This is a genomic window from Roseburia hominis (assembly GCA_040702975.1).
GTDB lineage: Bacteria > Bacillota > Clostridia > Lachnospirales > Lachnospiraceae > Allocoprococcus > Allocoprococcus hominis_A.
Map to the genome: position 1 here is coordinate 1,377,465 of CP159990.1, position 13,879 is coordinate 1,391,343.

A 13,879-nucleotide genomic window follows, 5' to 3' on the forward strand; every position below is an offset into this window, starting at 1 on the left:
TCGTCAAAGACACACTTTACGGCGTCTCTCATACATCCCTCCAAAAAAATTATCGTCCTCATTTCCATTTGACATCCTCCCCAAACCATGCTATCATACCCGTTGAATAGTTCACAAAGTAAACTAATATACCAAATTCAGGAGTCCCTTATGAAAAAACTTAACGAAGACCTCTTGTCCGCATGGTTAAAACTAAGACTAACGATAAGCAATGAACGGATTGTATCGGACATGCCATATAACGAATCCCTGATTTGCAACATTTTGCTCAGAAACTATATCCGCAGCCCTAAGCAGTATCTGACGGCGACTGATCTATGCAAGGAGACGCGCATGCTCAAATCGCAGATGAACAGAACGCTGAAAAGTCTGGAAGAAAAGGGAATGATTGTCAGGGAACGCTCCACAGAAGACCGACGCCGGATTTACATTAAATTTAGTCCCGACAGCCCGGATATTTTTACCGAACAGCATCGGAAGAATCTGGAATTAGTTGACGCTATCGTAAAGAAAGTTGGCGTGGAAAAATCCCGGGAGATTCTGGAAAATTTCAAATTGATCGCCGAAGCGGCAGAAGAGATTATTAATTGCTAGAAAGAAAATAATAGGTAGAGAAAGGAAAACACAGTCATGATAAGAATACTGGTAGATTCATCATCCGACTACACATTGGCGGAGATCAAAGAAAAGAATATGGAACTCCTGCCCATCAGTATCGCCATCGGGGAAAAGACATACGTAGACGGCATCGACATGGGTAGAGACGAATTCTATGAAATTTTGGAAAGGAGCGGAGAATTTCCAAAGACCTCCCAGCCCTCCCCGCAGGAATTCCTGGATGTTTTCGAGGACGCAAAAGAAAAAGGTGACGAGCTGATCTGCATTCTGTTATCCTCCGGACTCAGCGGCACCCGCCAGACAGCAGTTATGGCTAAAAGCATGGTAGATTATGAACAGATTCATATTATCGATTCGCTTTCCGCTACTTATACGATTAAAGAGATGGCAGATTATGCATGTAAGCTCCGGGCGGACGGAAAAACTGCTAAGGAGATTGTGACCGCCGTGGAGGAGATGAAATCAAAAGTTAAAGTAGTGGCGGCTCTGGATACTCTGGAATATCTCGGAAGAGGCGGAAGAATCAGCAAAACTGTGGCGACGATTGGGGACATGGCCAACATTAAACCTATTATTACAGTCACAGAAAAAGGCGAGATCGGAATGCTTGGAAAATGTATTGGCAGAAATAAGGCTATCAGCTACATCATCAAGCATTTGCAGGAGCTTGAGATTGATCCTGATTTTCCGGTCTATGTCATTTATTCCTATGGCACGGACAACTGTCAGCGTTTTGAGACGAAACTGGAAAAAGAAGGCATTCAGATAGCGGACCGGCTTCAGATTGGTTCTACGATTGGAGCGCATATCGGCCCGGAAGCGTTTGGGATTATTTTTGTGGAACGTGTAAGCGGGAAGTAGTAAATATATATTTGGAAAATCCGACTAACCTAATTGTAGTTAGATTAGTCGGATTTTTCCAGTTCCTTGAGAAGATAAGTTTTGGATTTTTGATAATAAAATGTTGCTTATCTGCACCTACATGGATGCCATCTATGTATTTATCTGTAATAGGAATGGCATCGCTGATAAAAAAGATAGACTGCGACGTTGTTCTGCCAGTGTGGTAATAGCAGGATCGAATATCACGTTCTGGGAGATTTAAATAAAAGTCCAGGCGCTTTTTTTGTGCAGAATTACGATGATTCAGTTTTCCCATAGGGATTGCCCAATAAAGATTTTCGTTTTCAGATGATTTAATTAGGCAGACGATGGGGCGGTGTTTTGTATCATTCCATGTGCCGCACATTGTGAAGCGTATTTGGATAAGCAATGTTTCAGCGCCGTACATTGCGAAACGTATTTGAATAAACAGTGTTGAAGTCGCACACTGTAAAGCGTAATGAGCATTGCTCAATATTATTATACTCAAAATGTTCTTAAATAGCAGCCGATTCGAAAAAATTTCATATTAAATATCCCAGAAATGAAAAAACAGCTTACAACGTATGATCGGGGGAAACGTTGTAAACTGTTTTTCCAATAATTTCATTAAAGGAGAAATGAAAATAAAAAGTATCAAAATACTGAAAGCGTCTTAAATTGTGTATTCCTTTGATAGGGAACCGGACTCGCATCTCTGCGATACCGCCCTGTCAAGGAATGTTCTAAACTAGTAATATCTTCAAGCTGGTATTATAATACCATGGCAATCCCCCTAAGTAAATCCGCAAAAAAGACAAATGTTACAAAAATGGATATCAAAAATTGTACAAAATCACAATAAAATATCAATGTGCACAAAATTAACAATAAAATATTCGCGCGACTATGTAAAAATACCAGACAATGCATTTGAGTCTGAAATGAGGGTTATAGGATAGAAATTCTTATTTAAGTAGAGATTTATGAAAATCAAAGTTTAGAAAATTTTAATTTCCTACAAAGCGACATATCTTCCTTTTACCAGGGAGGGTGTGGTATAATGTGCACGAAGGCAATGAGCAGTGCCAAAGTGCAGAAAAAGCAATCGGCTGCTCGCAGACGAATTGCTTTTCCTGCACTTTGATAGGGCGAAAGCCCGTGAACGAACGAGCGAAGCTCGTGAGTTTGCACTGCGGGGTTCAACCCATCAATATACTAGCACGGGCAAAAGCCCATAAACGACACTATAGAGAGGTAAAACCGTGAGAGAATTCGTAGAACTTAAAGATGTACGCAAGATATACAAAATGGGAGAAATAGAGATTGCTGCCGCCGCCGGCATCAATTTCACAATCAAAAAAGGAGAATTTGCAGTAGTGGTAGGCGCCAGCGGCGCGGGCAAGACGACCGTTCTCAATATCTTAGGAGGCATGGACACAGCGACCAGTGGAGAAGTCTGGATTGACGGCGCCAATGTGGCGGGGTATAATGCCCGCCAACTCACCTCCTATCGAAGGGATGACATCGGATTCGTATTCCAGTTCTATAATCTGGTCCCGAATCTGACGGCCCTTGAAAATGTGGAACTGGCCCTGCAGATCTGCAAGGACCCGCTGGATGCGGAAGAGGTATTAAGAGAAGTAGGGCTTGGAGAGCGCCTCAAGAACTTTCCGGCGCAGCTCTCCGGCGGCGAGCAGCAGAGAGTTTCCATCGCCCGGGCTTTGGCGAAGAATCCCAAGCTGCTCCTGTGCGATGAGCCTACCGGAGCATTGGACTACAATACAGGAAAAGCTATTTTGAAGCTGCTGCAGGACACTTGCCGTATGAGAGGAATGACGGTCATTTTGATCACGCACAATTCGGCGATCGCGCCTATGGCGGACAGGGTCATTAAGATGAAGAATGGAAAAGTGGCTTCCATAGTAGAAAATCCAAACCCGGTTTCGGTGGAGACGATTGAGTGGTAGTGCCATGAAACGGCGATATTGTTATGGATAAGCAAGACGATACGACAGAAAAAGTATAACAGAATGGCAGGGGTCATATGAAGAAAAACGTGTTACGTAAAGACTTTTTTATGGAAATCCGAAAGACGATGGGGCGGTTCGTGTCCATATTTTTTATTGTAGCGCTGGGCGTGGCGTTTTATTCGGGAATACGCGCGTCGGAACCGAGTATGCGGATCTCGGGAGATTCCTATTTTGATAAAAGTAATTTGATGGATATCAAGGTCATGGGCAGTATGGGGCTGACGGATGATGATATCCGCGCGATTAATGAATTGGAGGGAATTGAAGAGACGGAAGGGGCATATAGTAAGGACGTACTATGCCCTGTGGGAGATACGGACAAAGTAGTCCATGTGATTTCGGTGCAGAACACATTTAACACAGTGGCGGTAAAAGAAGGCAGGCTTCCGGAAAAAGAAGGGGAATGCCTTCTGGACGAGGATTTTCTGGCCTATGCGGATTATAAAGTGGGAGATCAGATTATATTTCGCTCCGGTGATGAAACGCCGCTTACAGACAGCATGGTCACGGACACCTATACGGTGGTGGGAATCGGAAATAGTCCTTTGTACATATCTTTTGGACGTGGCAGCAGTATGATCGGAACCGGTGAAGTCAGCGGATTTGTGATGGTAGATGAAGCTTCCTTTGATATGGATGTATATACAGAAGCCTATGTAAGGGTCAGGGATACATTGGATGAGACGGCATTTACGGAGGAATATGATAAGCTTTCCGATGCCGCGGTGGAAGCATTGGAACAGATCAAGGAAGAACGCTGCATGGCAAGGAGAGATGAGATTCTCGAGGAGGCTAATAAGGAAATAGCGGATGCGGAAGAGACGGTAAATGAAGAATCCGGCAAGCTGGATGATGCGAAGAAAGAGCTGGAGGAAGCGAAGAGCACTGCGGCAAGAGAACTTTCTGCTGCCAGAAAGAAGCTGGCAGATGGGGAGGCGAAGCTGGCAAAATCACAGAAGCAGATTGCAGATGGTGAAGCACAGTTAGCATCAGCCAGAACTGAACTGAATGCACAGCAAAAAAAGGTGACTGCGGCAAGACAAGAATATGAAGAAGGGGTAGCCCAGCTTAACGCAAAGGAAAAGGAACTCCTGGAAGGCGAAAAGCAGTATCAGGAAGAATATGAGAAGAATATGCCGCTGATTCAGGAGAAAAAAGAGGAGATTGAAGCGGCAAAACCACAGCTGGAAGAGGGACTTGAACAGATCGAAGCAGGACTTACAGAGATTTTGTCCGGGCTTGATGCACTGTCGCAGCTTCAGGCGGGGATCAGTCAGGCGCAGACTGAGATACAACAAACGGAAACAGAAATTGCGGACGGCGATGCACGTTACAGTCAGTATGAAATGATTCCGGAGGATGAGAGGACTGAGGAGCAGAAGCGGTTTCTTACGACCTGGAAAGCACAGAAGGCGTTGCTTCGACTTAAGGCGACAATGTATCAGGCGGAAATTGATCGGGCTTTATCTGAGGCGGGATTTGCGTCAGTAGACGAGATGAACGCACAGATTGATAGTTTGCAAAAGAGCCGCCAGGAGCTGGAAGACAGTCAGAGTGAACTTCTGGCGCAGCAGGCGGAGTTGGAAGAAGGTGAGAGGCTCCTTCTTGAAAGTGAGCAAAAACTCGAAGAGACGGCGAAGGTCATAGAAGATGGAAAACGACAGATTGCGGACGGAAAAAAGACGTTGGCGACAGCAAAACAGCAGATCGACAGCGGACAGGCGCAGATAGACGCAGCCTGGGCACTTCTTGAAAAAGAGGAAAACACACTGGTCTCTGGAAAATCGGAGCTGGAGGAAGGACAGAAGGAGCTTGCCGAAGGGCGGGCAGAGTATGAGCAGGCAGCGGCAGAGGCGGCAGAGAAGATCGCGGATGGTGAGACGCAGATCGCGGACGGAGAAGAGGAATTAATAGAGGCTCGCCAGGAGATTGCTGACGCGAAAGCAGAGATTGAGAAGATAGAGAATCCCAAGTGGTACATACAGAGCAGAGGGGACGCTTTGACGGAATATAATGGCTACGGGGAGAATGCAGACCGAATGCGTTCGCTGGGGCAGGTATTTCCGGTGCTGTTTTTCCTGGTGGCAGCTCTGATTAGCCTGACGACGATGACACGTATGGTCGAGGAACAAAGGGTGCAGATCGGAACGTTAAAGGCGCTGGGCTATGGGAAATTCGCGATCGCTAAAAAATATCTGTACTACGCCCTTGCGGCAACACTGGGAGGCAGTGTGTTCGGCGCACTATTCGGAGAAAAAATATTTCCGTTCATTATTATTTATGCGTATAAGATCATGTATAAGCATATTCCGGATATCCTTGTGCCATACCATTTATCCTATGCGTTACAGGCTACGGTGATCGCGGTATTCTGTACTTCCTTTGCAACTATAGCTTCCTGCTATAAAGAGCTTGCGTCTCAGCCTGCGCAACTTATGCGGCCGCCGGCACCCAAACAGGGGAAACGGATCCTTTTGGAGCGGGCCGGCTGGTTCTGGAAGAGACTCAGTTTTATCTGGAAGTCCTCCATTCGGAATCTGGTGCGTTACAAAAAGCGGTTCTTTATGACGATTTTCGGAATCGGCGGCTGCATGGCTCTGATGCTGGTTGGATTTGGTCTTAAGGATTGTATTTACGAGATCGTGGAACTGCAATATGAGAAAGTCCAGTTTTATGACGCGTCCGTTTATTTTGAGGATAAGGCATCTAAGGAAGAAAAGGAGGAAATCCTGGATTATCTAAGTGGAAATTCAGCAGTGGAGGGTGCGATTCCGGTCAGAATGCAGAAAGTTGATCTGAAAGCCGGAAAGGAGAAACGGAGTGTGTACCTGACTGTTCCGAATGATGAAACGGAGATTGAGGATTTCTTAAGTTTTCACAGCAGAATCGGGGATGAGGTCTACTCTCTTAAGGAGGATCAGGTGATTCTGACAGAGAAGGCGTCTCAGCTTTTGAAGGTGGAGGCCGGAGATACCCTGACAATCTCGGACGAGGATCGCGGTGACCGGGAGGTCGTGATTGGAGCAGTCTGTGAGAACTATCTGGGCGGGTACCTTTATCTCTCCAACGAGGCGTATGAGGAGTTGTATGGCGCACCTCCAAGATACAACAGCATTTTGTATATGGTAAAAGCGGGAGAGGAAAAGGAAATCGAAGAGATAGGAACGACGCTCCTTTCCCATGATCAGGTGCTGAACGTAAGTTATACCAGCAGTATTGAGAGCCGTCTGGACGATATGTTAAAGAGCCTCAACCTGGTAATCGTGGTGCTGATCATTTCGGCCGGATTACTTGCGTTCGTCGTGCTCTATAATCTGAATAATATCAATATCACGGAGAGGCGGCGGGAGCTTGCCACGCTCAAGGTTCTGGGATTTTACGATATGGAAGTGGCCTCCTATGTTTATAGGGAAAATGTGCTGCTTACCATCATCGGAGCTGTTTTAGGAATGGGGCTTGGAAATTTACTGCATCGTTACGTAATCGTGACAGTCGAAGTGGAGGAGGCCATGTTCGGAAGAACCATTCACTGGCCCAGCTACTTATACAGCTTCCTGTTTACCGTGGCGTTTTCTGTATTTGTAAACCTGATCATGTTCTACAAGCTCAGGAAAATCGATATGGTGGAATCTTTGAAGAGCGTGGAGTAGGCGCCAGGGGAAGTTTATAAATTGTTTATAATTTTAAGAGAATTATTAGCACTCATATTAAATGAGTGCTAATTTTCTATTGACATTTGGAAATTTGGGTATTAAGATATTTCATAGACAAGATAAGAAGGTATCGGTCGGGCGTGAGACTGGAAGGTTTCGGACGTAAAAGACCGGAATTTTATGGCGCAGAAAGGGATACGCTTTACTCTAAGATACCTGCAAATATAAAAATATTTTAAGGAGTGAATCAAAATGGCAGCAAAAAAAGGAAGTCTTTCTATCAGCAGCGAAAACATTTTCCCGATTATTAAAAAATGGGTGTATTCAGACCACGACATTTTCGTGCGTGAGTTGGTTTCCAATGGTTGTGATGCGATTACTAAATTAAAGAAACTGGATATGATGGGCGAATACGAGATACCCGATGATTATATGGCTAAGATTCAGGTACTCGTGAACCCGGAAGAGAAGACCCTCAAATTCATCGACAATGGTCTTGGTATGACGGCGGAAGAAGTAGAGGAATATATTACGCAGATCGCATTCTCAGGGGCGACGGAATTCCTGGAGAAATATAAGGATAAGACGACGGACGATGAGATGATCGGACACTTTGGTCTGGGATTTTATTCTGCATTTATGGTTGCGGACGAAGTTCATATCGATACGCTTTCCTATAGAGAAGGTGCTTCTCCGGTACATTGGGTGAGCAACGGCGGAACCGAGTACGAGATGGAAGAGGGAAGTAAAGAGGGCGTCGGTACAGAGATTACCCTGTTCCTGAATGAGGACAGCGTGCAGTTCGCGAATGAATACCGCGTCCGCGAGGTCCTGGAAAAATATTGTTCCTTTATGCCGGTAGAGATTTTCCTTGCCAAGGAGAACGCCGAGCCGGAGTATGAGACGATTCCGGAGGAAGAGCTTCTGGATACGGACGAGGTCGTAGAACATATTCATGAAGACGCCAAGATGGAAGAAAAAGAGAATGAGAACGGCGAGAAGGAAATGGTAGAGGTTTCCCCGGCGTCTGACAAGGTGAAGATCATAAAGCGCCCGGTTTCCTTAAGCGACACAAAACCTCTTTGGACCAAGCACCCGAATGAATGCAGCAAGGAGGACTATATCGAGTTCTACCGCAAGGTATTTTTAGATTACAAGGAGCCGTTATTCTGGATTCATCTGAATATGGATTATCCATTCAACCTGAAAGGAATCCTGTATTTCCCGAAGATTAATACGGAGTACGATTCCATTGAAGGTACAATCAAGCTGTATAACAACCAGGTATTTATCGCGGACAATATTAAAGAGGTCATTCCGGAATTCTTGATGGTATTAAAGGGCGTGATCGACTGCCCGGATCTGCCGCTGAACGTATCAAGAAGCGCTTTACAGAATGATGGATTTGTACAGAAGGTGGCGGACTACATTTCCAAGAAGGTAGCGGATAAGCTGTCCGGTATGTGCAAGACGGATAAGGAAAACTACGAGAAATACTGGGACGATATCAGTCCGTTCATCAAGTTCGGCTGCCTGAAGGACGAGAAGTTCTGCGACAAGATGATGGATTATGTTCTGTTCAAGAATCTGGATCATAATTACCTGACTTTAAAAGAGTGCATCGAGAAAAACGGCGGCACGATCGTGGAGCCGAATGAGGACAAGGAAAAAGACGGGGAAGATGCAAATAAGGTGACAGAGGACACCAAGACTACCGTTTACTACGTGACCGACGAGCAGCAGCAGAGCCAGTATATCAATATGTTCAAGAAAGAGGGATTAGATGCGGTGATTCTTTCCCACAATATTGACTCTCCGTTTATCACACAGTTAGAGCAGAAGAACGAGCATGTACGGTTCCAGAGAATTGATGCGGATCTGACGGATCACTTTAAAGAAGAGGTTTCGGAGGAAGAGAAAGAGGCGTTCAAAGAAAAGACTGACAGCCTGATGGAGATTTTCCGGAAAGCTCTTGGAAATGACAAGCTGAACGTGAATGTGGAGAAGATGAAAGATGACAGCGTTGCCGCTATGATCACGCTGTCCGAGCAGTCACGCCGTATGCAGGAAATGATAAAGATGTACGGCATGGGCGGTATGGACGCATCAATGTTCGGAACGGATTCCACTCTGGTGCTGAATGCAAATCACCCGCTGGTACAGTATGTGGTGGAGAATAAGGAAGGTGAAAACACCGACATGATCTGCCATCAGCTCTATGATCTGGCTATGCTGGCGCATAAGCCGCTCAGCCCGGAAGAGATGACAGCGTTTGTAAAACGAAGCAATGATATTATGATGATGCTGACAAAATAATAAGAAATATAAAATGTTTAGTGAGGGTCTAAGAAAAAATGTGGACATTTTGAGGAAGATTCTATTGGAATTTAGATAGCGATAGTTGAAATAAGACCGCTCCGTCGGAAAGCCCGTGCCAAAAGGCATGGATTTCTGCGGGGCGGTCTTATTGGGTTGAAAATCAGGTGGCTTCCGGCTCCTTAGCTTCCCGAAAAGCTTTCGGAGATATGCCGGTATGTTCCCGGAACACTTTATTGAAATAGGAAGGCGTAGAAAATCCGACCAATTCGGAAATTTTGCTGATGTTTAAATCCGAAGTGATCAATAATTTTTTGGAGTTTTCGATCCGAACCTGCATGATTACCTTGTTCGGGGTGAGCCCGAATTCTTTCTTGAGACAGCGGATAATATGTACCGGATGAAAGCTAAAATAATCCGCGATGCTCTCCAACGTAATCTGCGTGTGATAGTTTTGAGAAATATATTCCATAATGTTAGCAGCCAGCAGCTCGGAGGAATTCTGCTGGGGCTGGAACACTTGCACGAAGCCGAGTAGCCGCAGAAAGAGAATCTGGCATTCCAGAGGAGTGGGGATGGCCTGCCCTCGAATCTCGGTCTGCTGGTATTTGTCAATATTGGCGGAAACAAGTTTGGAGAAGATGGACAAAAACTCGCTGCTGGCAAGTGGCGTCAGCTTTTTGTAGAGAGGGAGCGCCAAGGTGGCAGGCTTGTCCGTGTAATAGCTTCCGGGCTTTTGTGGCTTTTTCTCCAGGCGAAACTCGGGGGAGTAGTAGTACGTGCCGTCGGTTCGAAAATGCAGCCAGTAAAATTTGGTTTTTTCGGAAACGATCTTGTGCCCGAAATGGGCGGAGTCTGGCTTTAGAATCAGCAGATCGTTTTGTTTTAAGTGGTAGCTCTGCGTCCCATCTGTGATATAAAGCTCACCGTATTCAATGAAAATCAGGTCGAAGACACCGATATTTTCCCTCTTGCCGTGGGAGTCCCCCGGGCGGTAGAGTGCCATCCCGGCGACAATAAAATGAGGGTATGGAGGTGTCAAAAAATTCACATATTCCATATAGTATTACCTCCTTTTTGCTACAAAAATGTTTAAATGAATGTTTCGATAGCTAATAATTTGATATTATTTTATGTCATTTGATGTATATAAACAAGTGTTTATAAAAGAAATTTGGAAAAATGGTGAAATCGGAAGATGTTAATAATTTGCTAAAACTAAATGTTAATATTTTGCAATTTTCAGTCAGGAATCTCAATTTACAGTGCATGTTGAATTTTGTATAATATATCCAAGATATCGGACCGATAAAAGAAAAATTAAGAGAAAATGAGCAATGTATAGAAAAGGAGGATGTTTATGAAGAAATTAAATGTCAAAAGATTATTGTCGGCGGTGCTGGCAGTGGCTATGATTGCCACTCTGGTCACAGGGTGTGGGGGAAACACTAAGGAGACGAGCGAGAACAGCGATGGGAAGGAAGAAATTGTGGTTTGGGTTAGAAATACTACCGCGGCATGTGTTAAGGATGCGGCAGACAAATACAATGCAAGTCATTCAGACGTGGAAGTGAAGGTGGTCGAGCAGGTGAATACCCAGATGGCGGATCAGTTTTCACTAGCCCTTTCCGCACAGGAGGCTCCGGACATCGTGGCTATCGACTGTACAAAGGTACCGTATTTTATATCGGTAGGTGCGTTTGTCGATATCACTGACAAATACGAGGCGCTGGATTTCAAGGACACATTCGGAAAGGGAATGATGAAGTCTGGCCAGATGGGCGGAAAGACCTATGCAGTACCGTTCGCACCAGACGTATCGGTTCTTCTGTACAATAAGGATCACTACGAGGAAGCAGGTCTGGACCCGGAGACACCACCCACAACATGGGATGAACTGGTTGAGTACTCGCAGAAATTGACCAACGATGATCACTATGGATATGTATATGCGGGAGGACATTCCGGTGCTTACACATTTACCATCATGCCGTATGTGTGGAACAACGGAGGAGAATTCCTGACAGAGGACGGAAAGACCTGCAAACTGGATTCTGAAAATGCGATAGAAGCGGTACAGCTTTTCTATGACCTCACCAATACATATAAGGTGACACCGCCGAGCTCGGTGACCTATTCCTGGGGCGAGGCACAGGATGCGTTCCTTACCGGAAAAGCCAGCCAGATCGTGCTGGGCAGTGCGGCAGTGTATAATTTTGTAAACGGAACCAGCAATATGAACTGGGGAGCAGCCTTGATTCCGAAGGGACCCAAGGGAATGGAGTATGCTTCCTTCTCAGGCGGAGACTCCATCGGTATCACATCCCAGTGTAAAAACGTGGAAGCAGCGTGGGATTTCATCGAGTATTCTCTATCAGATGAAGTACAGGTTGACGAATTTGCAAAAGGCGGACTTCTGCCGGCGAGAAGTGACCAGTTTGACAATGAATATTTTGAGAGCACACCGCAGTATCAGGTGCTGAGAGAAGCGTTGGAGGTAGCACACACTCCGGTGGCAGTGAAATATGATGAAATGTATGATCCGCTGCTAACTACGATGCAGAACTGCCTGAACGGAAAAATCTCACCGGAAGATGCGGTAAAGAAAGTGAAAACAGATATCGAGGCGATTCTGAACTAACTTTTTGACAAAGGAGAATGTGAAGAGAATGAAACAGAGAAAAAAACTGAATCTCATATCATATTTGTTTGTACTTCCGGCTATGGTGCTGAATCTGGTGTTTTTTATCTATCCTTTCATTCAGACGGTAGTGATGTCTTTCTTTGACTGGCCGATGTTAGGAGAAAAGACGTTTGTTTTCTTGGATAACTATATCAACTTATTTCAGGATGGACAGTTTTGGAATTCTCTGTTCTTCACATTGAAATATGCGTTATTTGTGACACCATGCCTCTTTATTCTGGCATTTGTCCTGGCTACCTTGATCAACGGAAGCTTTGCGGGGGTAAATTTATTTCGGTCAATATACTACGCTCCAGTGGTTATTTCCATGACCTGCTGCAGCATGGTCTGGCTGTGGATCTATAACGATTTATACGGCGTGCTGAACTATATCATGCAGTTTTTGGGAATTATTGATGAGCCGGTTCTGTGGATGAATTCGGCAGAGACCTCACTTCCGGCGGTCATCTTTATGGTCACCTGGAAGATGGCGGGCTTCTCGATGCTGATTATTCTCGCGGCATTCCAGACGGTGGACGACCAGGTCTATGAGGCGGCAGCCGTTGACGGCGCGGGGAAGATTACACAGTTTATCCGAATCACACTGCCGATTATCCGTCCGCAGGTTGCGCTGGCTCTGATTATGTCGGTTATCGGATCGGTACTCGCATTTGAACAGTTCCTGATCATGACAAAAGGCGGCCCGGCACAGACGACCACGACGATTGTACACTATATTTACAATACATCATTTAAATACTTTAAGATGGGATATGGCTCCGCAATCACCATGGTATTGCTGGCTGTGTTGGGAGCTTTGAGTCTGGTGGAGTACAAGTTTTTAAATGATCCGACAATCAACTAGAGGAGGGGAAAGATGAGACCTGTTACGAAAAAAACATGGATTAATGCAGTGCTGGGTGTTGTTTTTATTCTCCCACTATATTGGACGATTGTGACATCACTGAAGGACAGAACGGAAATTTACGGCACACCGCCGAGCCTGTTTCCCAAAAAGCCGACACTTTCCAACTATATCCGAATTTTCACCTTGGAGGACGGACTGTATCTGGGATACTTTAAAAACACCGTGATCATAACAATCATAACGATCATCGTGATTGTCGTGGTGAGCGTGTTGGCGGGATATGGACTCTCAAAGCTGAAACTCAAAGGAAAAGGTCTGATGCTTGCCAGCATCATGGCAGCGATTATGATTCCGTTTCAGGCATTATTGAATCCGCTGTATTCGACCATGTCAAAGCTGGGCCTTTTAAATACGATGACGAGTATGGTTTTGATTTATGCGACCTTCCACTCTCCGTTCTGCATTTATATGATGAAAAATGCATTTGATATGATACCGGATAGTCTGCTGGAATCGGCAAAGCTGGATGGAGCCGGTTCGTTCAAAGTGTTCCTGAAAATATGCCTGCCGTTTACATGGTCATCCGTCGCCACAATCGCCGTTTATGCCGCGTACACGACATGGAATGACTATCTGATTGCTTTGGTGTTCGGCAACAGTGATGCAATTAAGACGTTTAATGTGGGGCTTACGAACCTGGCAATCAGCCAATACGGAACCGACTGGGGGCTTCTGACATCCAGCTCGATCGTAGGGCTGGTACCGATTTTGATCATGTTTGTATTTTTACAGAAGTATTTCATCAAGGGCATGTTGAGCGGTGCCTTAAAATAAAGAATGTTCGGAG

Annotated in this window: 9 protein-coding genes; 8 read left to right on the forward strand and 1 reads right to left on the reverse strand. The window is 45.3% G+C overall.

Annotated features, from left to right (window positions below; genetic code table 11):
• Positions 1-150 precede the first annotated feature (150 nt).
• The 5 genes from ABXS75_06490 to htpG all read left to right on the forward strand — a co-directional run bounded on the left by ABXS75_06490 (position 151) and on the right by htpG (position 9,481).
• The gene (locus ABXS75_06490; protein XCP86438.1) at positions 151-594 is read left to right on the forward strand and encodes a MarR family transcriptional regulator; all 444 of its coding nucleotides are present in this window, start codon (positions 151-153) and stop codon (positions 592-594) included.
• Positions 595-630: 36 nt separating this feature from the next.
• Positions 631-1,479, forward strand: coding sequence for a DegV family protein (locus tag ABXS75_06495; protein XCP86439.1), 849 nt, complete (start codon positions 631-633; stop codon positions 1,477-1,479).
• 1,265 nt (positions 1,480-2,744) lie between these two features.
• On the forward strand, positions 2,745-3,449 hold the full coding sequence (locus ABXS75_06500; GenBank protein ID XCP86440.1) for an ABC transporter ATP-binding protein: 705 nt from the start codon (positions 2,745-2,747) through the stop codon (positions 3,447-3,449).
• A gap of 77 nt (positions 3,450-3,526) precedes the next feature.
• Positions 3,527-7,162: an FtsX-like permease family protein gene (locus tag ABXS75_06505; GenBank protein XCP86441.1), complete on the forward strand. Its 3,636-nt coding sequence runs from the start codon at positions 3,527-3,529 to the stop codon at positions 7,160-7,162.
• Between the two features lie 255 nt (positions 7,163-7,417).
• Positions 7,418-9,481 (forward strand): molecular chaperone HtpG, encoded by a 2,064-nt coding sequence (gene htpG / locus ABXS75_06510; GenBank protein XCP86442.1) that lies wholly within the window; start codon positions 7,418-7,420, stop codon positions 9,479-9,481.
• A gap of 163 nt (positions 9,482-9,644) precedes the next feature.
• Here htpG and ABXS75_06515 read toward each other — a convergent pair whose 3' ends face one another.
• Positions 9,645-10,541: an AraC family transcriptional regulator gene (locus ABXS75_06515; GenBank protein ID XCP86443.1), complete on the reverse strand. Its 897-nt coding sequence runs from the start codon at positions 10,539-10,541 to the stop codon at positions 9,645-9,647.
• Positions 10,542-10,841: 300 nt separating this feature from the next.
• On the opposite strand from ABXS75_06515, the gene ABXS75_06520 reads away from it, so the two are divergent.
• The 3 genes from ABXS75_06520 to ABXS75_06530 are packed head-to-tail and all read left to right on the forward strand — an operon-like array spanning position 10,842 to position 13,866.
• The gene (locus ABXS75_06520) at positions 10,842-12,122 is read left to right on the forward strand and encodes an ABC transporter substrate-binding protein (GenBank protein ID XCP86444.1); all 1,281 of its coding nucleotides are present in this window, start codon (positions 10,842-10,844) and stop codon (positions 12,120-12,122) included.
• 28 nt (positions 12,123-12,150) lie between these two features.
• Entirely contained in the window at positions 12,151-13,029 is an 879-nt protein-coding gene (locus ABXS75_06525; protein XCP86445.1) for a sugar ABC transporter permease, read from the forward strand.
• A 12-nt stretch (positions 13,030-13,041) separates the two neighbouring features.
• Positions 13,042-13,866, forward strand: a complete 825-nt coding sequence (locus ABXS75_06530) for a carbohydrate ABC transporter permease (protein ID XCP86446.1) — start codon at positions 13,042-13,044, stop codon at positions 13,864-13,866.
• Positions 13,867-13,879 lie beyond the last annotated feature (13 nt).

Coding starts and splice junctions, on each gene's coding strand:
- ABXS75_06490 (XCP86438.1), top strand. CDS start 151: ATGAAAAAACTTAACGAAGACCTCTTGTCCGCATGGTTAAAACTAAGA.
- ABXS75_06495 (XCP86439.1), top strand. CDS start 631: ATGATAAGAATACTGGTAGATTCATCATCCGACTACACATTGGCGGAG.
- ABXS75_06505 (XCP86441.1), top strand. CDS start 3,527: ATGAAGAAAAACGTGTTACGTAAAGACTTTTTTATGGAAATCCGAAAG.
- htpG (XCP86442.1), top strand. CDS start 7,418: ATGGCAGCAAAAAAAGGAAGTCTTTCTATCAGCAGCGAAAACATTTTC.
- ABXS75_06515 (XCP86443.1), bottom strand. CDS start 10,541: ATGGAATATGTGAATTTTTTGACACCTCCATACCCTCATTTTATTGTC.
- ABXS75_06520 (XCP86444.1), top strand. CDS start 10,842: ATGAAGAAATTAAATGTCAAAAGATTATTGTCGGCGGTGCTGGCAGTG.
- ABXS75_06525 (XCP86445.1), top strand. CDS start 12,151: ATGAAACAGAGAAAAAAACTGAATCTCATATCATATTTGTTTGTACTT.
- ABXS75_06530 (XCP86446.1), top strand. CDS start 13,042: ATGAGACCTGTTACGAAAAAAACATGGATTAATGCAGTGCTGGGTGTT.